The sequence below is a fragment of the Mesorhizobium sp. M1252 genome (assembly GCF_040318265.1).
Lineage (GTDB): Bacteria > Pseudomonadota > Alphaproteobacteria > Rhizobiales > Rhizobiaceae > Mesorhizobium.
The window spans coordinates 93,370-115,951 of the sequence record NZ_JAMYLX010000004.1 but is presented as its reverse complement, the minus strand read 5'-3'; the positions used below and the strand labels follow the sequence as shown (position 1 = coordinate 115,951).

At 62.5% G+C, this 22,582-nt stretch carries 23 protein-coding genes and 1 pseudogene; 13 read left to right on the top strand and 11 right to left on the bottom strand.

The window, feature by feature from the left end:
- Positions 1-48 precede the first annotated feature (48 nt).
- Entirely contained in the window at positions 49-1,251 is a 1,203-nt protein-coding gene (locus NKH22_RS09750) for a pyridoxal phosphate-dependent aminotransferase (RefSeq protein WP_027049934.1), read from the bottom strand.
- A gap of 274 nt (positions 1,252-1,525) precedes the next feature.
- On the opposite strand from NKH22_RS09750, the gene NKH22_RS09745 reads away from it, so the two are divergent.
- Positions 1,526-2,425, top strand: a complete 900-nt coding sequence (locus tag NKH22_RS09745; protein ID WP_023691538.1) for an EAL domain-containing protein — start codon at positions 1,526-1,528, stop codon at positions 2,423-2,425.
- On the top strand, positions 2,422-3,282 hold the full coding sequence (locus tag NKH22_RS09740) for an EAL domain-containing protein (RefSeq protein ID WP_023689726.1): 861 nt from the start codon (positions 2,422-2,424) through the stop codon (positions 3,280-3,282). The genes NKH22_RS09745 and NKH22_RS09740 overlap by 4 nt, the downstream gene beginning before the upstream one ends.
- A gap of 100 nt (positions 3,283-3,382) precedes the next feature.
- Here NKH22_RS09740 and NKH22_RS09735 read toward each other — a convergent pair whose 3' ends face one another.
- Complete coding sequence (locus NKH22_RS09735) at positions 3,383-3,583, bottom strand: hypothetical protein (RefSeq protein WP_023689727.1); 201 nt, start codon at positions 3,581-3,583, stop codon at positions 3,383-3,385.
- A gap of 230 nt (positions 3,584-3,813) precedes the next feature.
- Positions 3,814-4,026: a cold-shock protein gene (locus tag NKH22_RS09730; protein WP_015316174.1), complete on the bottom strand. Its 213-nt coding sequence runs from the start codon at positions 4,024-4,026 to the stop codon at positions 3,814-3,816.
- A 298-nt stretch (positions 4,027-4,324) separates the two neighbouring features.
- Here NKH22_RS09730 and NKH22_RS09725 point away from each other — a divergent pair, with 298 nt between their 5' ends.
- Positions 4,325-4,651: a hypothetical protein gene (locus tag NKH22_RS09725; protein ID WP_023689728.1), complete on the top strand. Its 327-nt coding sequence runs from the start codon at positions 4,325-4,327 to the stop codon at positions 4,649-4,651.
- Between the two features lie 164 nt (positions 4,652-4,815).
- On the opposite strand, the gene NKH22_RS09720 is transcribed toward NKH22_RS09725, so the two are convergent.
- Positions 4,816-5,397, bottom strand: coding sequence for a methylated-DNA--[protein]-cysteine S-methyltransferase (locus tag NKH22_RS09720; RefSeq protein WP_023691537.1), 582 nt, complete (start codon positions 5,395-5,397; stop codon positions 4,816-4,818).
- A gap of 177 nt (positions 5,398-5,574) precedes the next feature.
- Here NKH22_RS09720 and NKH22_RS09715 point away from each other — a divergent pair, with 177 nt between their 5' ends.
- Together NKH22_RS09715 and NKH22_RS09710 are read left to right on the top strand one after the other, a co-directional pair.
- Positions 5,575-6,504, top strand: a complete 930-nt coding sequence (locus NKH22_RS09715) for a lytic transglycosylase domain-containing protein (protein WP_023805970.1) — start codon at positions 5,575-5,577, stop codon at positions 6,502-6,504.
- Positions 6,505-6,509: 5 nt separating this feature from the next.
- On the top strand, positions 6,510-6,998 hold the full coding sequence (locus NKH22_RS09710) for a GNAT family N-acetyltransferase (RefSeq protein ID WP_023711187.1): 489 nt from the start codon (positions 6,510-6,512) through the stop codon (positions 6,996-6,998).
- Positions 6,999-7,285: 287 nt separating this feature from the next.
- Here NKH22_RS09710 and NKH22_RS09705 read toward each other — a convergent pair.
- A pseudogene (locus NKH22_RS09705) lies at positions 7,286-7,625 on the bottom strand (hypothetical protein).
- A gap of 332 nt (positions 7,626-7,957) precedes the next feature.
- Between NKH22_RS09705 and NKH22_RS09700 the strand changes: the two are divergent.
- The 5 genes from NKH22_RS09700 to NKH22_RS09680 all read left to right on the top strand — a co-directional run bounded on the left by NKH22_RS09700 (position 7,958) and on the right by NKH22_RS09680 (position 12,060).
- Positions 7,958-8,509 carry a DUF4142 domain-containing protein gene (locus tag NKH22_RS09700; RefSeq protein ID WP_023691533.1) on the top strand — a complete coding sequence of 184 codons (552 nt, stop codon included), beginning with the start codon at positions 7,958-7,960 and terminating at the stop codon, positions 8,507-8,509.
- A 299-nt stretch (positions 8,510-8,808) separates the two neighbouring features.
- On the top strand, positions 8,809-9,273 hold the full coding sequence (locus tag NKH22_RS09695; protein ID WP_023724916.1) for a cupin domain-containing protein: 465 nt from the start codon (positions 8,809-8,811) through the stop codon (positions 9,271-9,273).
- A gap of 238 nt (positions 9,274-9,511) precedes the next feature.
- Positions 9,512-9,904 (top strand): Rid family hydrolase, encoded by a 393-nt coding sequence (locus NKH22_RS09690; protein WP_023672419.1) that lies wholly within the window; start codon positions 9,512-9,514, stop codon positions 9,902-9,904.
- A gap of 270 nt (positions 9,905-10,174) precedes the next feature.
- Complete coding sequence (locus tag NKH22_RS09685; RefSeq protein WP_352909453.1) at positions 10,175-11,110, top strand: HD domain-containing protein; 936 nt, start codon at positions 10,175-10,177, stop codon at positions 11,108-11,110.
- Positions 11,107-12,060 carry a hypothetical protein gene (locus tag NKH22_RS09680; RefSeq protein WP_352909452.1) on the top strand — a complete coding sequence of 318 codons (954 nt, stop codon included), beginning with the start codon at positions 11,107-11,109 and terminating at the stop codon, positions 12,058-12,060. Before NKH22_RS09685 ends, NKH22_RS09680 begins: the two co-directional genes overlap by 4 nt.
- 28 nt (positions 12,061-12,088) lie before the next feature.
- On the opposite strand, the gene carB is transcribed toward NKH22_RS09680, so the two are convergent.
- From carB to NKH22_RS09665, 3 genes are all read right to left on the bottom strand, one after another.
- On the bottom strand, positions 12,089-15,592 hold the full coding sequence (gene carB, locus NKH22_RS09675; protein WP_023823448.1) for a carbamoyl-phosphate synthase large subunit: 3,504 nt from the start codon (positions 15,590-15,592) through the stop codon (positions 12,089-12,091).
- A 221-nt stretch (positions 15,593-15,813) separates the two neighbouring features.
- Entirely contained in the window at positions 15,814-16,866 is a 1,053-nt protein-coding gene (locus NKH22_RS09670) for an SH3 domain-containing protein (RefSeq protein ID WP_352626131.1), read from the bottom strand.
- Between the two features lie 248 nt (positions 16,867-17,114).
- Positions 17,115-17,891 (bottom strand): metallophosphoesterase family protein, encoded by a 777-nt coding sequence (locus NKH22_RS09665; RefSeq protein ID WP_023705854.1) that lies wholly within the window; start codon positions 17,889-17,891, stop codon positions 17,115-17,117.
- A 179-nt stretch (positions 17,892-18,070) separates the two neighbouring features.
- Between NKH22_RS09665 and NKH22_RS09660 the strand changes: the two genes are divergently transcribed.
- Positions 18,071-18,541 carry a nucleoside deaminase gene (locus NKH22_RS09660; RefSeq protein ID WP_023691527.1) on the top strand — a complete coding sequence of 157 codons (471 nt, stop codon included), beginning with the start codon at positions 18,071-18,073 and terminating at the stop codon, positions 18,539-18,541.
- A 20-nt stretch (positions 18,542-18,561) separates the two neighbouring features.
- Here the strand turns inward: NKH22_RS09660 and NKH22_RS09655 are convergent, their stop codons facing one another.
- A complete protein-coding gene (locus NKH22_RS09655) occupies positions 18,562-18,918 on the bottom strand; it encodes an ArsR/SmtB family transcription factor (RefSeq protein WP_023689740.1) in 357 nt (118 codons plus the stop codon).
- A gap of 200 nt (positions 18,919-19,118) precedes the next feature.
- Here NKH22_RS09655 and NKH22_RS09650 point away from each other — a divergent pair, with 200 nt between their 5' ends.
- Positions 19,119-20,297 (top strand): MFS transporter, encoded by a 1,179-nt coding sequence (locus NKH22_RS09650; RefSeq protein WP_023683782.1) that lies wholly within the window; start codon positions 19,119-19,121, stop codon positions 20,295-20,297.
- 29 nt (positions 20,298-20,326) lie between these two features.
- Here the strand turns inward: NKH22_RS09650 and NKH22_RS09645 are convergent, their stop codons facing one another.
- Positions 20,327-20,791 carry a MarR family winged helix-turn-helix transcriptional regulator gene (locus NKH22_RS09645; RefSeq protein ID WP_352909449.1) on the bottom strand — a complete coding sequence of 155 codons (465 nt, stop codon included), beginning with the start codon at positions 20,789-20,791 and terminating at the stop codon, positions 20,327-20,329.
- 181 nt (positions 20,792-20,972) lie between these two features.
- Between NKH22_RS09645 and NKH22_RS09640 the strand changes: the two genes are divergently transcribed.
- The gene (locus NKH22_RS09640) at positions 20,973-21,767 is read left to right on the top strand and encodes an SDR family NAD(P)-dependent oxidoreductase (protein WP_023689743.1); all 795 of its coding nucleotides are present in this window, start codon (positions 20,973-20,975) and stop codon (positions 21,765-21,767) included.
- Between the two features lie 162 nt (positions 21,768-21,929).
- Here the strand turns inward: NKH22_RS09640 and NKH22_RS09635 are convergent, their stop codons facing one another.
- The gene (locus tag NKH22_RS09635; protein WP_023689744.1) at positions 21,930-22,529 is read right to left on the bottom strand and encodes a LysE family translocator; all 600 of its coding nucleotides are present in this window, start codon (positions 22,527-22,529) and stop codon (positions 21,930-21,932) included.
- Positions 22,530-22,582: the final 53 nt, after the last annotated feature.

The window sequence follows — 22,582 nt, the reverse complement described above, 5'->3', positions numbered from 1 at the left end:
GACAAAAACCCGGCTCGAAGCCGGGTTTCACGTCTCGGTGCCGCCAGTTCAGGTCAGCGATGCCGTGAACCGCTGGATGCGGGCGCAGGCTTCCTCCAGCAGCGTCTCCGACGTGGCGTAGGAGATGCGGAAGTTGGGGCCGAGGCCGAAGGCCGAGCCGAACACCACTGCGACACCCTCGCCTTCGAGCAATTCGGAGCAGAAAGTCTCGTCGGTGTCGATTATCTTGCCGGCTTTGGTCTTCTTGCCAATCAGCTGGGCGCAGGACGGGTAGACATAGAAGGCGCCTTCCGGCGACGGGCAGGTTATGCCGCGCGCCTGGTTGAGCATCGACACGACGAGGTCGCGACGGCCCTGAAAGATCGCCTTGTTCCTGGCGACGAAATCCTGCGGGCCGTTGAGCGCCTCGACAGAGGCCCATTGCGCGATGGTGCAGGCGCCCGAGGTCTGCTGGCCCTGGATCATGTCCATCGCCTTGATCAGCTGGACGGGACCCGCGGCATAGCCGATGCGCCAGCCGGTCATGGCGTAGGCTTTCGAGACGCCGTTCATGGTCAGCGTGCGCTCGTAGAGTTTCGGCTCGACCTCGGCGATCGTCCTGAAGACGAAGTCGCCATAGGTCAGGTGTTCGTACATGTCGTCGGTCAGTGTCCAGACATGCGGATGCTTCAAGAGCACGTCGGCCAGCGCGCGCAGCTCGGCTTCCGTGTATGCGGCGCCGGACGGGTTCGACGGCGAGTTCATCAACAGCCATTTGGTCTTCGGCGTGATCGCCTTTTCCAGCACGGCGGGAGTCAGCTTGAAACCATTGTCGATCGAAGTATCGGCGAACACCGAGGTGCCGCCGCAGATCGCCACCATTTCGGGATAGCTGACCCAATAGGGGCGGGGGATGATGACCTCGTCGCCTGGGTTCAGCGTCGCCATGAAGGCGTTGAACAGGATCTGCTTGCCGCCGGTGCCGACAATGGTCTGCTCGGGCTTGTAGTCGAGATTGTTCTCGCGCTTGAATTTTTTCGCGATCGCCTCACGCAGCGGCGCGATGCCCGAAACCGGCGGGTATTTGGTCTCGCCGCGGCGGATCGCCTCGATCGCCGCATTCTTGATGTTGTCGGGCGTGTCGAAATCCGGTTCGCCGGCGCCGAGGCCGATAATGTCGCGGCCGGCATTTTTCAGCTCGCGGGCTTTCTGCGTCACCGCGATGGTGGCGGAAGGCTTTACGCGGGCAAGGGCGTCGGCAAGAAAGGCCATGGCCAGATATCTCCAGAGGGGTCGGCGCAACCGCAAACAGCTGCGGCGCCTCTCATGTCGCATCGACCCGGCAAGTGCAAGCATTGTCGGATGAGCCAGGGTCAAGGACCCGTGGAGATCGGCTTTTTGGAGCGCGTGCATGACGGTTTCACTCTGCGTTGCGGGCTCTGCAATCGACGCCTATCCCCGGCAAGACTAAATTCATCAACGGCCGCTAAAACCTTTGACGGCAGGATCGCCAGCCATTTCGCCTGTCTCGCGGAGCGAGGGACCCTTGTCGCGCAGCACCGGGCTTGCCCACATCATCCGTCACGATGACGGCACCGCTTCAGGTGTCTGGGGTCCCTACACGCTGCAGAGCGCCTTTCAGCCGATCTTCGCCTTCAAGGAGGGCAAGCTCTCGATCGCAGCATTCGAGGGGCTGATCCGGCCGTTTCGTGACGGCGAGCCGCAATCGCCGATGAACTTCTTCCGCACCTGTCCGGCCGGCGACCGCCTGCATATCGAGGCGCTGACGCGCACGCTGCATTTGCTCAATGCCGGCGCCTGCCTGTCGCAAGAGGCTTCGATCTTCGTCAATTTCGATCCGTCGGTGTTTACCGAGCGCTCCATCGCCGATAACGCGCTGCGCGACATGCGGCTGGTGCTGCACGAAGCCGGGATCGATCCGCGCCGCATCGTGTGCGAGGTGACCGAGCAGAAGTCGGCGTCGCAGGAAACGCTCTACAGCTTTGTCGAGGCGCTGCGGGCCAATGGCTTTCGCATCGCTGTCGACGATTACGGCGCCGATGAATCCGACATCAACCGCATCAAGGAGCTCAAGCCCGACATCGTCAAATTCGATGCGCACTGGATCACGCAACTCATGGAATCGGGGGCCGGCTTTGCCCTGCTGACTGCCATGGTGACGAACTTCGAACTACAGGGCATCCGCACCGTGTTCGAAGGCATCGAGGAAGGCTGGCAGCTTGAATTGGCCGAGAAATCCGGCGCATCGATGGTGCAGGGCTTCGTGCTGGCGAAGCCGGAACTGGCGCCGACCAGCTTTCGCGCTTTCGGCAAGGATACGCAGCCGTCTGTCGCGGCGGCCGAGCCTGGCAAGACGCCTGCCGGCCCGACTGCAGCGCCTCCGGCGCGGCCGGGCAGGGTGTTCGGGCGCAGGACCGGGCCATGACCGGGCAGCGCGAGAGGCGTCGCGATATCGGCGAAGCGATCTTTGCCGACGAGGTCGGCATCGAATATGGCGTCTATGGCGCGTTCCGGCTGAAGAGCGCCTACCAGCCGATCTTTGCGCCACGCGGTGGCGCGTTGGCCGCGGTTGCCGTCGAGGCGCTGATCGAACCGCAGCGCGCTTCCATGCCGGTTGCACCGGCCATGTTCTTCGACAGTGTTGCGCCGGGCGACCGCCTGTTTGTCGAGACGATGTGCCGGATGCTGCATCTGAAAAACTTCCGCAACATCGGCGTCGACGGGCTCGACCTGTTCTTCAATTACAACCCGATGATCAACGATCATCTCGGGCGGGCGCTGGCCGAGATCCGGCTGATGACGCGGCATCTCGGCGATCTCGACCTGCATGCCGCCATGCTGGTCTGCGAGATCACCGAACAGGCGGCCGACGATAATGTGCTGGCCCCGCTGGTGCGCGAGATGCGGCGCCACGGCATCCGCATCGCCATCGACGATTTCGGCACCGGCCACTCGACCGCGGAGCGGATGAGCCTGCTTCAACCGGATATTGTGAAGATCGACGGCGGCTGGTTCGCCGAATTCTGCCGCCACGCTGCCGCCGAGCGCTTCTTCCGGCCGCTCGTCTCGTCGCTGCACGATCGCGGCGCCAAGGTGCTGGTCGAAGGCATCGAGCAATCCGTGCATCTGCGCGTCGCGCTGGATGGCGGCGTCGACCTGCTACAGGGGTTCCATCTCGGCCGCCCGGCGCTGGCCGGCACGATCTTCAACCGGGAGCCGCTGTCGATCGAGGCGCTGCTTGGCGCCGACAACAAGGTGGTGCCGCTGCATCTGCGGCGCTGATTTGTACTCGCGCTTGCCGCCGCTTCGCGGCTCGTTCCGGACGGGACGCCAACGGGCGCGATGCCCGGTTGGGCTTGCGGCCTTCGGCCGTAGCGCGCATTCAAAGAGGGCGAACTCGGCCCGCGTGAAGTTCAGCCAAAGCCTGCTCGGCAAACTTATCCAGCCGGCCAGCCTTGGCGTCCGCCTCGATCTGCATCTCCCACACCTCTGCCCGATACGCTGCGAACCATTTGGTAAAGGCCTTTAGTTCTTTGGTGTTCAGGGCTGCGATGGATCTTTCAATCTGTTCGAGCTTGGTCATGGGGCGAAACTAGCATGGCCATCGTCCAATTCCAGACAAACAAAAAGGCGGGATAAATCCCGCCTTCCCATTTTCGGTAGCCTGATCGGAGCTTTAAGTCCGGGCCGGCAGCTATCTGCTGATCCAGCTTGTCGGGTCTTTCCGCTCCAGCGCGCTTCTCGCGCGACCGTCAGTACATCCGTGACTTGCCGCGCGCCCCGAACTCTCGTCCGGCGCGCGCTATCGCAAAATCAGGCTGCCTTGCTCAGAGAACCAGCGGACGACTTGCCTGTGCGGCGGTCCTGCTCGATCTCGAAGTTGATTTTCTGGCCTTCGACCAGGGTCGACAGTCCAGCGCGCTCGACAGCGGAGATGTGAACGAAAACGTCCGCACCGCCCGAATCAGGCTGAATGAAGCCGAAGCCCTTGGTGGCATTGAACCACTTGACCGTACCAGTTGCCATATGAATAGTCCTCGCATTTGCTTTGGTTTGACCGAACCGAGGTTCAGCCGGTTTGTATCGAGATTTTGGAGATAGACGTCAGCAAACGCGAAGATCGCGAGGCCCGGATCGATCGGCCGAAATATCAATGGAGCCGATATAGGCGGGTTTCGCACCAAAAACAAGATGGCTCGAAAAATGGCGTTGCGGTGGCGCCGCCCAAAGGGCGCCCCAATCGCATGAAAGCGTCGAGCAATCGGGAAGACCGGGACGCCCGACGGCGTTAGTCCGGTTTTGGGAGACTGTCATGAAAACGGTTGTGAAAACCATTCTGCTTGCCGCCTGCCTGACGCTGGCGGCCGCCGAGGCGCAGGCGATCTCGCGCTACGACCCCACTCGTATGAGCTGCGACAGGGTGCAAGGCACGATCGCCCGCCAGGGCGCGGTCATCCTGCGCTATCAGTCCAGGCGCGTGCCGGGGCTGCCGCTCTTCGACCGCTATGTGCAGAGCCAGCAATTCTGCAATGTCGGCGAGGTCAGGAAGCGCGCCTATGTGCCGAGCGCCGACACCGAATCCTGCCCGGTCTATCTCTGCAAGCGGATCGAGAACGACCATTTTCATCGCCGCTTCCTGCGCCGTCATTAGGGCATATTGATATTCAGGTGAGGCCGGCCTGCGAACGATGGTCTTCTGCGCTTCCGGCGCCCACGTAGATTAAGTACGCTCCGCTCCGGTTCTCGAAGACCATAGTTCTCGGTGCGGCCTGGCCTGAATCTCAACATACCCAGCCGGCATACCCATTCAAGCTCTTAGAACCCGAACGAGACCTGCGCCGCCGGCGGCGGGCCGACGCGCACGCCTTCCATGGCCAGCATCTTTTCCTTGGTGGCCGAGCCGCCGGGCGCCGAGAAGCCGCCGATCTTGCCGCCCGCGGCTAGAATCCGATGGCAGGGGATGACCAGCGGCACCGGGTTGGCGCCCAGCGCTGCCCCGGTTTCGCGCGGCAGGCCGGCTTGGCCGGCGCGCTTGGCCAGTTCGCCATAGGTGGTGGTTTCGCCGTAATGCAGTTTCCGCGCCGCGTCGTAGATGGCGAGACGGAAGTCGTCGACGCCGTCGAGATCGACCGGCACGCCGGAGAAATCGACGTCCTCGCCTGTGGCATACGCCTTGATCGAGGCGATCAGCTCGACCACCCATTGCGGCTGCCCAGTGTTCGCAGTGGTATTGGCGGCAACACCGGCATGCCGCATCAGCCGGCGCTCCACTGCTTCGCGGCTCCTTTCGGGCAGGCAGAGCCGGATCAGGCCCTTTTCGCTCCAGGCGATGCCCATGAAGCCGATCACTGTTTCTAACACTGCGTGGCCGGCTGTGATCGAAGATGCCGTTTCCATGATGCGCTCCTTTCCGCAAAGCGGCGAAAACCGGGATACCAACCGGTACATATGCAGAACAATATGGCATCTGATCCCGGCTCTCGCCACCCGAAAACCACCAGATGGTCCCGATTGCCCACCAGGAATCGCTGGTGTAAGGACTTCTTAACAACCGACAAATCGGACCCGCGCGGCTTGCCAGCAAAATTCAACCTTTTCGCGATCTCTGTGATCGTCGGCGCAGCTGCCCTCAGCGGCTGCCAATCGACCTCGCAGATGAAGGCTACGCCTGCGCTAACCGAAACCGCGACCGCCGCCGGCAGCGATGCCGGCTTCACCTTGCCGCTGCCCGATACGGTTTCGGTGCTACCGCAATCCTCGGGCATAACACCCGTTCAGTCGGCCGAAGCGACGCCGGCCACGCCAGCGCTCGATGCCGCTGCGCTGCCGGTTGCCGCGACCGCGGCCTTTGCTGGCGCGACGCCCACGGCCCCGGCCCTGCCTGCGGTGATGGCCGCCAATGCCTGGCAGGCGCCTGCGCCCGCCAAGGCCGGACAGCCGGTCGCGGCGCAATATACGACCGCCGGCCTTGTCATGCCGGCGACCGCCAAGGGCGGCCAGAACGCCATGCCCGGCGTGCAGCAGGTAGCCTATGTCGTGCCGCAGAACCCTGCTTCCCTGGGCCAGTTCCCCGCCGCGCCCCTCGGTCTCCCGGAAGAAGAGCATGCGACCGGCATGCGCGGCGACGTCGACCGGCTGATCCAGAAATACGCTGCTCTCTACGAGGTGCCGGTCGATCTGGTGCGCCACGTCGTCAACCGCGAAAGCACCTACAATCCCAAGGCTTACAATAACGGCCATTGGGGGCTGATGCAGATCAAGCACGCGACGGCGCGCGGCATGGGCTATGACGGGCCGGCCAAGGGCTTGTTCGACGCCGAGACTAATCTGAAATACGCGGTCAAATATCTGCGTGGCGCCTGGCTGGTGGCGGGTGGCAACGCCAAGAAGGCCGATTGGCTCTACCAGACCGGCTATTATTTCGACGCCAAGCGCAAAGGCCTGCTCGAGGCCACCGGCCTCGGTGTCGACCGCAAGCGCCGCCGGCTGCAGCCCGACGCCTGAGCGCGATGCCTGAACCGCGCCCGCCGGCTCCAAACGACATCCGGCTGCGCAAGATCCTCGACGAGACGCTCGTTGCACCGCACTGGCCGGACGGCTTTACCATGCGCTGCTTCGAACATGGTGACGCGCAGCCCTTGCATGCGCTTTTGACCGAGGTGTTCGAGGACGGCGCTGACGGCCCGTTCGACGAATGGTGGCCGCGCATATCCAGCGATGCCGAATTCGACCCGGCGCTGTGTTTCCTGGTCATCGACGCCAAGGGACGGCTGGCGGCGGCAGCGCTGTGCTGGACCAGGGCCTTCGTCAAGGACCTCGCGGTCCATCCCGAAGCACGCGGCAAAGGCATTGGCGAAGCGCTGATGTGGCAGGCTTTCAACGCCTTTCGGGATCGGGGCGCGGCCCATGTCGACCTCAAGACCAACACGGTCGAGAACGCCGCCGCGCTCCGGCTCTACGAGCGGCTGGGAATGATGCCTGTCGCCTGGGAAGGGTAAGGGCTTTTTTCTTGCCGCAATTCCCTGGGGAAAAAGCTACGCGCTTTTCCCGGGAAAACCGGTTCCCACCTTTCCTGGAATTGCTCGAGCGCTGTTGAAAACCTCCGGATTGTGAACTGCTTCACATTGGCCGCCGCAACCGGATGCTACCTCACCATCCATGCCTTTCGACCGATGGCGGATCGACGACTGGCAGATGTGGGGCGGCTGCACCGGCATGTGTTCAGCCACTCCTTGGCGGGTCCCAGGCGGGGGTTTGGGGCCCGCCAGTCGTTTTGCGGTAGCCCTCAGATATCGGGCGCATTGCCGATCTTCTTTTTGAGCTCAAGCGCCCAGGCGCGGCCCTCGTCGCCGCCCCCACAGCAGCCAGGCGATATGGCCGGCCGATGGATTGTCTTCATTGCCGTAATTCTTGCCGCGCTTGTCGACCTCGTGGCGGGCGAAGTAGCTGACCATGCGGCGGATAGTGGATGGCGCCAGCTTTTCGCGGTTCTTGAGTTCCGTCGCCCGCGCCACGCCGATCTCGGTGCCGCCCCGGCCGAATTCTCTTCGCAGCCTCAACCCCTTGGCGGCATTGTCGGCCACCACTTGCGGGCAGCGCAGATCGATCTCTTCATCCTCTTGCATGTGTCTCCCCAGCTCCGGAAACCTAACCTGCAGACTCAATACAGGGAAGTGCAACCGGCTCCCAATGCAGCGCCGTCCATCAGGACCAGGATCAGCGCGCCATCGGCATCTGCGAGATCCTGTGGAACCTTATGGATTTCACGCCTGAGGGTCGGCCGAACTGGAACGAACAGCTGCAATATGGCGAGGCGTGCTGTCCTCAGGTTTGTCCGCCAGGGGCTCGGGACGGCCCTTCGGCAGATGGTCGCTGACGAATAGTTCTCCGGACGCAACCCTGCCGCCAATGCCGCGTTTGATTAGCCGAGGGAAATTTTCAAAATCGGAGACCTCAGATGAAAACGCTTCTCACCATTGCCGCCGTCGCCTTGTTCGCCGGTGCCCCTGCCGCCCTTGCGGCCAACTCGACCGCGGTCGCGCCTGCCATGGCCGCCAGCAAGGTCGATACCCCAACCTTCGTCAAGACCGTGCCCAGCTCCAACGAATTCGAAATCCAGTCGAGCAAGCTCGCGGAGGAGAAATCCAAGGCGGCTGACGTCAAGAAATTCGCCAAGCAGATGGTCAAGGACCACACCAAAGCCGGCAAGGAGTTCAAGGCGGCGCTGAGCCAGGGCCAGACCACCGGTTCGACCAAAGCCGCGGGACCGGCCCTGCAGCCGAAGGAGCAGGCAATGCTCGACGAGTTGAAGAGCGCAAGCGGCAAGGATTTTGACGCCAAGTACATCCAGATGCAGACGGACGCGCACAAGGAGGCAGTTGCCCTTTTCAGCAGCTATGCCAACTCGGGCGACGACCCGGCGATGAAGGAATTCGCCAAGAAGACGCTGCCGACGCTGCAGATGCACGAGAAGCACGTGAAGGAACTCGCGGCGGCGCATCAGGGTTGAGGGCTGGTGACTGGCCAGCAATAGCATTCTACGGCGCCCCCTCTGTCCTGCCAGACATCTCCCCCACGAGTGGGGAGATCAGCAGCGTCGGCGCCGTGCTTTTCTTGCGACGGTGAAAATTGGCGAAGGCTGAGGCGACAGCCAATCTCCCTCCTTGTGGGGAGATGTCCGGCAGGACAGAGGGGGCGCCGTAGAGTGCGACGGCCGATGCCTGCCGTTGGCAAGGCATTGCGGCAAAGTGGCTCTGTGGCTGCGCCGGCAGTGACATACACTGCCGCCACCAATTCAATGGAGCTCCCATGCCCAAGCTCGACCTGTCCACCGTGCCTGTCCGCAAGGGCTCCGGCTACCCCGCACCCTTCGACGCCCCTTGCGCCGAGCGCACACGCCACCGCCTCGGCGATGCCGGCGGCCTCACCGATTTCGGCGTCAACCTGATGACATTGCCATCAGGCGGCTGGTCCAGCCAGCGCCACTGGCACAGCCATGAGGACGAGCTTGTTTATGTGCTGGAAGGGGAACTGGTGCTGGTCGAGGATGGCGGCGAGACCCTGCTCAAGGCCGGCGACTGCGCGACCTTTGCCAAGAACAGCGGCAACGGCCACCACATGATCAACCGCTCGTCCACAACGGCGCGCTATCTCGAAGTCGGCTCGCGCAATCCGGATGATCTCATCACTTGCTCCGACATCGACATGATGAGCCCGAGTTCGGATGGCAGGTTCCTGCACAAGGACGGCATGCCCTATCCGGGGCAGGGGTGAGGGCTGGACCATGGTTCGGCGCTGGCGTTCGCTGGGCGGGGGGATAAGCTCCTCACGATTAAAGGTGGCGCAGGCCCCCTCATCCGACCGCTTCGCGGCCACCTTCTCCCCGCTGGGGAGAAGAGGGAAGCGCTGGCGCTGACCGGCTCCTCTCCCCTCGGGGAGAGGTCAGCCGAGCGAAGCGGAGGCTGGGTGAGGGGGCCTTGGCGCCAGCTTGGCAAACAAGGGGAAGATCACAGTGAAAAAAGAAGTCATCGAAGTGCCCGTCATGTCGGCCAAGGTGCGGGCGCTCGGGCTGCCTTGCTCGACGGCAGTAAGGGCCAATGGCTTCGTGTTCATCTCGGCGACGCCGCCGGTGGACATGGTGACCGGCGAGATGGTGCGCGGCGACATCGAAACCCAGACCGAGGCGTCGCTGAAGGCGCTGAAACACTGTCTGGAAGCGGCGGGAACCTCGCTCGACAACGTGGTGATGGTGCGCATCTACGCCGTCAATTCCGGCTTCTACAACGCCATCAACCGGGTCTATGCTAGGTATTTCAGCGTCAACCCGCCGGCGCGGAGTTTCGTGCCGGTGGCGTCATGGCCCATGGAGTTCGATATCGAGATCGAGTGTGTGGCGGTGGGGTGAGGGCTCTTCTTTCTCTCTCAACAAGGGGAGAAGAAAGTTCCGCTGCAATTGGCGGGGTGGTGGGCTCCTCCCAACTCACGGATTGGGCACTCAACATCCCTCCACACCGCAACAGACTGTCTAGTAAGGCCTTCACCCACTACCATAGAAAGTGCCAGATTTGGTCGAGCGGCAGGCCTCAGCGCGGCACGTGATATAAGTTGCCTTACATACGCTCGAGAAGGTAATAATTTAATGATCTGCGTAGCCTCCCTTAGTAGATGAAGAGCCATGAATTCCAGGTCAGGTAAGCCACCTCGCGCCGACGATTCTGAAAAAGAGCTCATAAAGGCCCTTGTCAGATCGGAAGCGTTTAGGCGTTTGCAAGAGGTCTCTTTTCTTGGTGCTATCGATTATTACAATTTTCACAAATCTAGGGAAAGCACATGGAATTTTACACGGTCCGACCACACTATTGGTGTTCTATTACTGTCGCAGAGGTTGATAGACAGCATAAACTTTTCTGCAGAAGATAGGCTTTATGTAATAGCATCCTCTATATGTCATGATCTAGGCCATAGCCCATTCTCTCATAGTACCGAGCGCGCCTTCAAGAAGATAAATCCCAGCATCAATCATAGAGTTATCTTGGAGTTGTTGCTTTCTGATCCTGAAATGGGGGTGTCTTCTGCACTTTCGAAGTTTAATTTAAAAGGGGAGAGGGTTCTGGCGATAAGCGTCGGATCTGACAATAAGCTAGGCTGGATTTTTCACAATCCCATAAATGTTGATACCCTCGACGGCATATTCCGTTTTATGGTTTCATTCCGACTTTTGCCGCCTTTCGATGTTCTTGAGGCCGTAAATTCACTTTCTGAACTCTTTTATGAAAGAACGCTGAGTGAGAGCTCAGTCGAGAATCTTGATAAATTTTGGGAGGTAAAGGCCGCTTTCTATGATGAATTCTTAAGGCATGGCGCTTATGCCAGATTCGAGAATGCGTACATCAACCTAGTTGTGTCTAAGAAGAGCAATATTGAGTACCGCGACTTCCTAAAGAGTGATCGGGAATTGGCGGACGAAATAGGTCTCGACCCGAATTTGTACTATGGGCAAACAGGTAACAAGTTGGAGCTTAGAGAGTCGAATTTCGACGTGGACAAGTCGATTGTGCTGGGTTCAATTTCCGATCTATACCGTAGATATATAAGAAGGGGGAAGCTGTGAAAATAGATGAACTTGACGGGCGTTTTATCAACATAAAGAACGCTCATTTTGCTTCAGAAAATACGCTAAAAAAGTTAGATAAGTTGAGCGCTTCTTGCGCAAATTCGGGCACTTTCCTAGTGGTAAATGGCTCGCTGGCTCGAAAGGAGCTCGTAAATGGGTCTGACTTTGATGCCTTTATAGTTAGGGGGAAGGCTCTGGACACCTCAATCCAAAAGCTTTGGAAGGATGCGCATGATGCAGTTGGGTTAAAGCTTCCTGGCTCTTCGGGGATATTCGGCAAAGACAGTATAGTTCAGCATGAGGAAATGCTCCTGAACATTGGGGGCGCCGGCGATAGCAATGAGAGCATCACTAGGCGGATGCTTCTAGTACTTGAATCAACTGGTGTCGGAGACATGGTTGCTTATCGGGGATTGATAAGCTCTATGCTTAGTCGGTATATTTCTGATCAAATAACTGACCATCAGCTGGGCCTTTTTCTTCTGAACGACATAATTAGGTACTACAGAACGGTTTGCGTCGATTTCGAATTTAAGACGGAGGAAGATGGGAAGCCATGGGGGATTAGAAATATCAAGCTGGTCTTTTCGCGAAAACTTATATATTTTTCCGGTCTTTTGATTTGTGCTGAAACCGCTCAAAGAAGTGCATTGGAAAAGAGGGAAATCTGCGAACGACTAGTGCGCCTGACTCCCATTGAGAGAGTGTTGAGCGTATTGGGCGAGGACGCGTTCGAGCCTCTCATATATTACGACAAATTCTTGGAAAGGATGGCTAAGACCGAAATTCGCAAGAAGCTGGAGAGCAATGATAGAGAGGAGCTCAGAAAAAGCGAGATATTTCGGTCCTTGAAGAACGACGGACATCACTTTTCGATGTCACTGAGAAGCGCCTTTGTTCGCCACTACGATGGTAGCCATCCCATTCATAGAGCGATTATGTTTTAGGGCCGACTACATAGATTGGCCAATCGTCCTAGGCAAAATACTCCTGCAACGGCCTGACCTCGAGGCTCCCCGCCTTCAGCGCCGCAATCGCCTCGGCCACCGCCGCCGCCCCCGACAGCGTGGTGTAATACGGCACTTTCTGCATCAGCGTCGCCCTGCGCAGCGACTTCGAGTCCGACACCGCCTTCTGGCCATCGGTCGTGTTGAAGACGATCTGAACCTGGCGGTTGCGGATGGCGTCTTCGATGTGGGGGCGGCCTTCCAGCACCTTGTTGATCTTCTGGGCGTCGACGCCGTTTTCGGCGAGGAAGCGGGCGGTGCCGGATGTCGCCAGCACCTTGAAGCCCTGGCCGGCGAGGCGCTTGACCGCCGGCAGGATGCCGGCCTTGTCCTCGTCGCGCACCGAGACGAACAGCGTGCCGGAGCGGGGGAGATCGACGCCGGCCCCTAACTGGCTCTTGGCGAAGGCGAGCGCAAAGTCGCGGTCGAGGCCCATGACCTCGCCGGTCGAGCGCATTTCCGGGCCGAGCAGGATGTCGACGCCGGGGAAGCGGGCGAAGGGGAAGACGGCTTCCTTGACCGCGATGTGGCCGGGATTGCGCGGATCGGGCATGGCGCCGTAATGGGCGAAGGCGTCTTCCAGTTTCTCGCCGGCCATGATGCGGGCGGCGATTTTCGCGATCGGACGCCCGATGGTCTTGGCGACGAAGGGCACGGTGCGTGACGCGCGCGGGTTGACTTCCAGCACATAGACCGTGCCGTCCTTGATCGCATACTGCACGTTCATCAGGCCGCCGACGTTGAGCGCGCGGGCAAGCGCCGCCGTCTGGCGCTCCAGCTCGTCGACCAGCTCGGAAGGCAGCGAGTGAACAGGGAGCGAGCAGGCGCTATCGCCGGAGTGGATGCCGGCCTCCTCGATGTGCTCCAGAATGCCTGAGACGAATGTCGACTTGCCGTCGCAGAGGCAGTCGACATCGACCTCGATGGCGCCGGAGAGATAGGTGTCGAACAGAAGCGGGTTCTTGCCCAGCAGCGTGTTGATCTGGCCTGTCTTGTCGTTGGGGTATTTCTGCTTGATGTCCTCCGGCACCAGGCCGGGCACGGTGTCGAGCAGGTAGCTCTGCAGCATGCCTTCGTCATGGATGATCTGCATGGCGCGGCCGCCGAGCACATAGGAGGGGCGCACCACCAGCGGGAAGCCGAGCTCGCCGGCGACTAGGCGCGCCTGCTCGACCGAATAGGCGATGCCGTTCTTCGGCTGGCTGAGGTTGAGCTTATGAAGCAGCTTCTGGAAGCGGTCGCGGTCTTCGGCGAGATCGATCATGTCGGGCGACGTACCGAGGATCGGGATGCCGGCCTTCTCCAGCGCATCGGCCAACTTCAGCGGCGTCTGGCCGCCGAACTGGACGATAACGCCGACCAGTTCGCCCGAGGCCTGTTCGGCGCGCAGGATCTCCAGCACGTCCTCCGCCGTCAGCGGTTCGAAGTAGAGCCGGTCGGAGGTGTCGTAGTCGGTCGAGACGGTCTCGGGGTTGCAGTTGATCATGATCGCTTCATAGCCGGCGTCGCGCAGCGCGAAGGCGGCATGGCAGCAGCAATAGTCGAACTCGATGCCCTGGCCGATGCGGTTCGGACCGCCGCCAAGGATGACGACTTTTTTCCGCGCTGACACTTGCGCTTCATTGGCCAGCGCGCCGGCGAAGGGCACTTCGTAGGTCGAGTACATGTAGGCGGTGGGCGAGGCGAACTCGGCCGCGCAAGTGTCGATGCGCTTATAAACCGGATGAACGTCGAGCTTTTCACGAATCTTCGCAATCACTTCGGCGTCGGTCTTCGTCAGCGAGGCGAGGCGGGCATCGGAGAAGCCCATCGCCTTCAGCATGCGCAGATTGACGGCGTCTTGCGGAATGCCGTGCTCGCGGATGCGGGCTTCCATGGAAACGATGCCGGCGATCTGTTCGAGGAACCACGGGTCGATCTTGCACATGGCGTGCACGTCTTCCAGCGAGGTGCCCATGCGGATCGCCTGCGCCACCATGCGCAGCCGGTCGGGCGTCGGCGTGCCGAGCGCGGCGCGGATGGCGTTGCGGTCGTCGGCGTGGTTGGCAGCCACGGCACCGTGGCCGAGGCCGGGGATCTCGATCTCGTCTAGGCCGGTGAGGCCGGTTTCCAATCCACGCAAAGCCTTCTGCAGGGACTCCTGGAAGGTGCGGCCGATGGCCATGACTTCACCGACAGACTTCATGGCGGTGGTCAGCACCGGCTCGGCGCCGGGGAATTTCTCGAAGGCAAAGCGCGGGATTTTGGTGACGACGTAATCGATGCTCGGCTCGAAGGAGGCGGGCGTGGCGCCGCCGGTGATGTCGTTCTCCAGCTCGTCCAGCGTGTAGCCGACGGCGAGCTTGGCCGCGATCTTGGCGATGGGGAAGCCGGTCGCCTTCGAAGCCAAGGCGGAACTGCGCGAGACGCGCGGGTTCATCTCGATGACGACGAGGCGGCCATCGGCCGGGTTGACGGCGAACTGCACGTTGGAGCCGCCGGTCTCGACGCCGATCTCGCGCAGCACCGCGATCGAGGCGTTGCGCATCATCTGGTATTCCTTGTCGGTCAAGGTCAGCGCGGGCGCGACGGTGATCGAGTCACCGGTGTGTACGCCCATCGGGTCGATATTCTCGATCGAGCAGACGATGATGCAATTGTCCGCCTTGTCGCGGACGACCTCCATCTCATATTCCTTCCAGCCGAGCACGCTTTCCTCGATCAGCACTTCGGTGGTCGGCGAGGCGTCGAGGCCGGACTGGACAATGTCGTAGAATTCGGCGCGGTTGTAGGCGATGCCGCCGCCGGTGCCGCCCATGGTGAAGGACGGGCGGATGATGGCGGGCAGGCCGACATGGTCGAGCGCCTGGGCGGCAATCGCCATGCCATGGCTGATGTAGCGCTGCTTGCGGTCGCCTTCGCCGAGGTTCCAGCGGGTTTCCAGCGCGTCGAGCGCGGCATCGAGGTCGGCAGGCGCCTCGGCCTTTACGGCGGCGCGCTCGGCCTCGTGCGTCTTGCGGTCGGCGTTCTTGACATCGGTGGCATTGGCAAGCATCGACTTCGGCGTTTCCAGGCCGATCTTCTTCATCGCCTCGCGAAACAGCGCCCGGTCCTCGGCCTTGTCGATCGCCGTGGCGTCGGCGCCGATCATCTCGACATTGTAGCGTTCGAGCACGCCCATGCGGCGCAGCGACAGAGCAGTATTGAGCGCGGTCTGGCCGCCCATGGTCGGCAGCAGCGCGTCGGGCCGCTCCTTGGCGATGATCTTGGCGACGACTTCAGGCGTGATCGGCTCGATATAGGTGGCGTCGGCCAGTTCCGGGTCGGTCATTATGGTGGCCGGGTTGGAATTGACCAGGATGACGCGAAAGCCCTCTTCCTTCAGCGCCTTGCAGGCCTGTGTGCCGGAATAATCGAACTCACAGGCCTGGCCGATGACGATGGGGCCGGCCCCGATGATCAGGATCGACTTGATGTCGGTGCGTCTTGGCATCGTTGTGAGTTCCGTTCGGCGAGCGGCTTGCACGAAAAACCGGGACGGGAAGACCCGGCCGGTTGTGCTTGCGATTCTGGTATCAGGCTAGGAGGGCCTTATAGGGAAGAGTTTTGGGAGATGTAACCCCGAAAATGAGGCTAGGCAGTAGGGATCAGGCAGTGGGGATTAGGCAGGAGCAAGGTTAAGGCGCCTATTGCCCATTCCCTACTGCCTGACACCTAATCCCCCAGCGCGAGCTGATCCGTAATCTCAAACCGCTCGGATACCCCGACGCGGATCATGTTGAGGCTGCCTTCCCTTGTGAAGCGGAAGTCCTTGCCCAAATCCGAGTTGGCCGGCATGCCGGCAGAGAAGGAGATGACGCGGGTGCCGCCGTCGGGCCAGGTCACGGTGATGTCTGCCTTGTCGGCGCCATTGTGGACGATGTTGACGGCGCAGCGGGTCATCGGTTGTCCGACATAGCGGGCGCAGGGGATCTCGGCGGTGGCGCCGAGGGCGGGCGGGGGTTCCAGCCGTGCAACGGTTTGCGTAGCGGTCGCAGCTTTGGCCTGGTCTGGCCGTGGCGTCGGGGATGGTACCCCCGGCGCGGACGCCGTATCCGGCGCTGCTCCCGCAGACGCGGCGGAATCCTGTACCGGCGTCCCCGTGGCCTCCGTCGCCGGAGCCTCCGTGGCGGGGATCTCGCCCGTCCTCGGGCTTTCATTGGCTGCGAAGGCGAGGCCGTAAGCATCCTGCATGGCGGTCCTGCCGATCTCGGCGGCGGACTTCGGCGCGCCCGGATCCGTGCTGCCAAGGCGCTCCGTCAGGTCGAGTGGAGCCGGCGCGGGTGCAGCCGGGGTGGGTGGAGCCTGAGTGGGTGCAGCCGGAGCGGCAGAGGCGGCGGGTGCAGTCGTCCGGGGCGCTGCGGCCACGTCGGCCGGCTGCGTCGGCATGTCGGGCGCGAGCGTCGGGCCGCCGGCTTCAGCGCTGGCGGTCGCCTGGGGCGGCGCGGCGTCAACTTCGACCACGGTCGGATTGTCGGGGATAAGATAGCGCGCGGGCGCCCAGCCTTTGACCAGTGGATTGTCGATCTCCTCGACCTTGCACCAGCGGTGGCCGTCCACTTCGCTGCAGCCGAAATTCCTGACGCTCGAGCCGATCGGCAGGCGCGCCTGGGTTCTGCCGACCGGCGACGGCGTGGCGCGGATGTTGAGGAGATCGCCTGGGCCGAGCTCGGTCACTATGGAAACGATGTCGGCAGGCGCGTCCTCGGCATTGGCCGGCAAGCTCACCAACAACGGGCCCACCACCAACGGACCCGCCAACAACCGGGCTGCCCGCAGGAGCGGAGCGCCAGTCAGTCGATGCAAAATGGTTCGGATTGTGCGCCTCATCATTTGGCCGTGCGCCGATTACCCTTGCGGCAGCAGTCCTGCCGTATGCCAAGGCGGTTTTATAAGGGACGATACGCGGCCATGTAAGTCTGAAAATGCGTCTGATGTTTGGTGCCGCGAGGCGGAAGCAGGGCGCAGCCATGCGGTCAAGCGGAGCCTTGCCAAGAGGGTTTGGGCATGAAGCCGGTCCTCAGCGCATGCGCCCATTCCGGTCGGCCCGCCTGTGCGGCCTGTCTCGCCGCCGCTTCGTGGTCGTAGTCGACGGCGATGGTCTCGAAACGGTCTGGACCATCGCCATCCAAGGTGAGGATGCCGTAGCGCGCATGCGGGCTGCCTTGCTCCGAAACATGCGCCGGGGGCGTGTCATCTTCATAGGCGGGGGCGCCGACGCTGCCGGGATTGAAGAGCAAGGGGCCGCCGGGGATACGGACCAGTTCCGCGCGGTGGCTGTGGCCGCACAGCACGATGCGGCAGGCCGGGTCCAGCGCCTGCAACCGCCGCTGAATAGCGGCAAGCGGCGCGCGCACCAGTTGGCCATCGACGATCGCGTCGAGCAGGTATTTCTCGTCATGGTCGGGCCGCGCATGGAAAGCGACCACGCCGGGAACAATCTCCAGCGTGAAAGGCAGGGCGAACAGCGCCTCGCGCTGCGTCTCCGTCAGCCGCTCCTGGGCGTACCGGTCAGAAGCCCACATCGTATCGTCGGCCGGATCGACGGCGACGCGGCGGTCATGGTTGCCGCGCACAGTCGGCAGGTCGAGCGCTTCGAGCCGCTCGAACGTCTCGCGCGGCCAAAGCGGACCGGAGACGCAGTCGCCCAGGTTGACGGTTAGATCGGCGCCGCCGCGCCGCGCCAGATCGGCGAGCACGGCATCCAGCGCCAGCACATTGCCATGGATGTCGGCGAGAACGGCAATGCGCATGCGGCCGGCTCCTTGGTGCAGCCCCGTTGGAGGCTTGCGGCCCGTCTTCCTATCAAGGCGCTGCCTTCATTATCAAGCCTTTGAGATCGTTCGAGACAGCCGGGAGCTGGCTATCGCGGAAGCACTCCATCTGCTAGCGTCCACGCCGTTCCAGAGTTCATCTGGGGAGGGACCAGGCGATGACCCGCGACCAGATGGTTGCCCACCTCCGCGCCGCCAATGACGTCGCGCGCGAGACTGCCGCGCATGGGCACCATCCTTTCGGCTGCGTGCTCGTCGGCCCCGACGATCGCATCCTGATGCGGCAAGGAAACATCAACACCGTGCGCCACGCCGAAACGGAGCTCTCCCGGCGTGCCGCGGACGCCTATCCGCCGGAATTCCTCTGGTCCTGCACGCTGGTCACAACCGGCGAGCCCTGTGCGATGTGCACGGGAACGCTGTACTGGGCCAATATCGGCCGGCTGGTCTACGGCTTCGAGGAGACCAAGCTTCTCGCGCTGACCGGCAACCACGCCGAGAACCCGACGATGAACCTCTCGTCGCGCACAGTCCTCGGCTCCGGGCAGAAACCGGTCGAGGTCCACGGACCCTTCCCCGAGATGGACGAGGAGCTCCTCGCCCCGCATATCGGTTTTTGGCAGCGCTAGGACCTTGACCTCTGAACCGGTTAGCCCGGCATTTCGATGTCGTGGCCACCGACGATGGGCAGTGCCGGATCATCTCCGGCCGCCGCAATCACGCTATCGAGCAGGCCGGGGAAGCGGGCGTCGAGGTCGGCGCGGCGCAGCGTGATCATCCGGTTGGTGCCGGCCACCTCGGCGCGGGTGACGCCGGCCTCGCGCAGTTTGGCCAGGTGATAGCTGAGATTGGTCTTGGAGCCGAGGTCGAGGAACCGGCTGCAGTTCAGCGGCACGCCTTCCTTGCTGGCGAGATAGCGCACGATGGCGAGCCGGGTCGGGTCGCCAAGCACGCCGAGCACAACCGGCAGGCTGATCTGGTCTGTATTGGGGTGCGGCAAAGTCATGGCCCGAAACTAAGCACAGTCGGTGGCGATTTCAACGCGTCGATCTTTCGCGGGCATGCACAGTCCGTTTTCGCGATTGGCCCAATGGCTGTCCTGACACAGGGCTGTCAGCAGGCTTCAGCTATTTTCACCTGGCTTCATTGACATCATGTCCTGTTATGTCCAATTGTTCAATAAGTTTTGAACTAAGGACACGCCCTATGGACAAGCGCCTCTTCTGGCTTGCGCTCGGATCGTTCACGATCTCGACCGAAGGCTTCGTCATCTCCAGCCTGCTGCCTGATATCGCCACCGACGCCCGCATTTCCATTCCGCTCGCCGGCACGCTGATCACCGCCTTCGCGCTGGCTTACGCCATCGGCACGCCGATCCTGGCAACGCTGACCGGCGAATGGGACCGGCGCCGCGTCATCTTGTGGACGCTGGCGTTCTTCGTCATCGGCAATGTGGTGGCGGCGCTGAGCTCGTCCTTCGAACTGCTGCTCATTGCCCGCATCATCATGGCGCTGTCGTCAGGCTTGTTTGCCGCGACCGCTCAAGGCACGGCGGTGGCGCTGGTCGATGACCACCACCGGGCGCGGGCCATTGCCGTCGTCGTCGGCGGAACCACGGTGGCGGTTGCGCTGGGTGCACCGCTCGGCGCGCTGGTTGCCACGATAGCCGGCTGGCGCGGGACCTTCTTTGCCATTGCCGGGCTCGGCGCGCTGGTCGGCGCCATCCTGTGGTACCGGCTGCCGCGCGGCATTGTCGGTACCAAGCTGCCGCTCAGGCGGCGGCTGGCTGCGGCGCTGCGCCCCGGCGTCATGCCGATCCTGCTGACCACCGCTCTTGCCCTGATCGGCGCCTTCTCGGTGTTTTCCTATATCGCGCCGCTGGCCATCCAGAGCGGCGGCCTCAGCCCGATTGCGCTGCCCGGCATGCTGCTCGCCTTCGGTGTCGGCGCCGTCATCGGCAACATAGCCGGCGGCCAGGCGGCCGACCGTTTTGGTGCGACGCGCACCGTCGGCTGGTCTCTGGCGCTGAGCGCCGTCATGCTGGTGATGCTCTCGGTCATCCCGACCTTCCTGCCGCAGCATCTCGCCGGGCCGGCATTGATGGCCATGATGGTGCCGTGGGGCATGGTCGGCTGGGCATTTCCGCCGGCGCAGGCCAGCCGCATCATCAAGCTGGCGCCCGACGCCGCCCCGATCGTGCTGTCGCTCAACGCTTCGGCCCTCTATCTCGGCGTGGCGCTGGGTGCTGTGGTCGGCGGCGCCGTGCTGCGCTACGGCGTGCCGGCCGATCTCGGCCTGGTCGCCGCCATCTTCCCGCTGATCGGGCTTGGCGTGGTGCTGGCCGGCCGCTGGGCGGCCCGGCCGGTCGCCATGCCGGCCGAATAGATCTTTGCAAAGGACCGGCGGCCGCTCTTTCAGCTTGAAGGGGCGGCCGTCGGCACGTCGTAGTCCAGCGCCGCGACTTCATCCAGCATAGCGCGCAGATCTGCCGCTCGCTGCTGGCCGACCAGCGCCTCGAAGCGCTGCTGGGCAATGGTCCACAATTTCGTCGTCTCCTCGAGCTTGGCCTGGCCTTGCGGCGTCAGCCGCACCCGCTTGACGCGGCGGTCGTCCTTGTCGGCGAAGGTGTCGACATAGCCGTCGCGGATCAGCGGCTTCAGCGTATGGCCGAGCGCCGACAGGTCCATGACCATCGCTTCGGCTATCGTGCCCATCGCCGGCTCGTTGCTGACATGGATCTGGTAGAGCAGGCCGTACTGTGTGCCCTTCAGACCCGAAGGCGAGATTACATCGTCATAAAAGCGGCCGAGCTTGCGCGCGGCGCGCCGCAGCGTGGCGTTGTTGCAAAGGCTGAATCCCGGCAGCGCGGTCTTGCTCATCACGACTCCTTGCCGGCAAAACCGCTGCCGGCCTGTCGCAGAAATAGTTTCTGCCGCCTCCGTTGACAAGATGGTGGTATATGCCTACTTCCCGGAAAGTGGTATATGCCACTAATTGGAGATCAGGGCGGGACAAGGGTTCATCGACCTGTCTCGCCGGGCAGAAAAAAGGAACAGGACAATGAGTGGACAGGACAACAAGGGTACCGCAGTCGTCACCGGCGCATCGGCCGGCATCGGCGCGGTCTATGCCGACCGGCTGGCCGGGCAAGGCTACGATCTGGTGCTGGTAGCGCGGCGCGCCGACCGGCTGGAGGAACTGGCTGAAAAGCTGCGATATGCTTACAAGCGCAAGGTCAGCGTGATATCAGCCGATCTTGCCGACGACAATGATGTGCGCCGCGTCGAGCAGGCGATCGCAGCCGACGACAGCGTCACGCTGCTGGTCAACAATGCCGGCATTGGTGGCCAGGCCGTGGTGGCAACGGCCGACGCCGACGAGGCCGAGCGCATGATCAAGGTCAACGTCATCGCCTTGACCCGCCTGACCCGCGCCGTTCTGCCGGGGCTTCTTGCGCGCAACCGCGGCGCCATCGTCAACATCGCCTCTGTGCTCGCCTATGATACCTCGTTCGGCGGCATCTACAGCGGCACCAAGGCCTATGTCGTCAACTTCACCGAGGCCCTGCACCGCGAAGTCGCCGGCACCAATGTGAAGGTCCAGGCGGTGCTGCCGGGCGCGACCCGCACCGATTTCTGGGAGCTCGCCGGTGGCGATATCGACAATCTGCCGAAGGAGATCATCATGTCCGCCGACGATATGGTCGATGCCGCGCTTGTGGGCCTATCCAGGGGCGAAGCCGTCACCGTGCCGGCACTTGCCGATGCGACCAAGCTCGACGCCTTCCTCGGCGCAAGGCAAGTCTTCTACGGCAGCCTGCACGCCGACAAGCCTGCTGCCCGCTACGCGGTCTGAGGAGAGAGCTGGTTCGCTTCGCGAACCAGGACCCCCACCCCGCTCACTTCGTTCGCGGCCCTCCCCACAAGGGGGAGGGTAAAGTGCGCGCTCCCCTACCTCCCCTTTGTGGGGAGGTCGGACCGCAGGTCCGGGTGGGGGTACTGGCGCCGACCTCTGCGTTTACGCTCCCCGCCACATAGGTATGATCGATGCAGCCAGCACCAGCGCCAGCACGATGTTGAGCGCGCGCCATTGCCATTCGGTCTCGAGCAGCCGTGCCAGCACCATGCCCGCCACGCACCAGATCGACAGCGAGACGGCTGCAGTGAGGCCGAAGGTCGAGCCGAGCAGCAGCGCGAGTTGTCCCGGCCCGTCGGCAAGGGCCGCGAACGAGGCCGCCGCCCCCAGTCCCATCGCCCAGCCCTTCGGGTTCATCCATTGAATGCCGGCGCCGCCGAAGAAGCTGTTGGGTTTTGCCATCGCCACATCGAGATTGGGCGGCCCGGCGCGGCCGATCTTGATTGCCAGCCAGATGAGATAGAGCGAGCCGATGATTTTCATCGCCAGTTGCAGCGAAGGCATGGCCAGCAGCAGACCGGCGAGCCCGGCGGCGGCAGCAGCGGTCACGGTGGCGAGACCGGCGGCGCTGCCGACCAATAGGGGAACGGAACGGCGAAAACCGAACTGTGCACCTGAGGCAGTCGACAGGGTGGTGGCGATGCCGGGCGTGACGGTGGCCACGAAGGCAAACAGGATGAGCGGAAAGATGGGCTGCAACATGAGGCGTCCTTCATCAAAAGCCCAATGGTAGACTTCCGCATACTTCAGTAAAT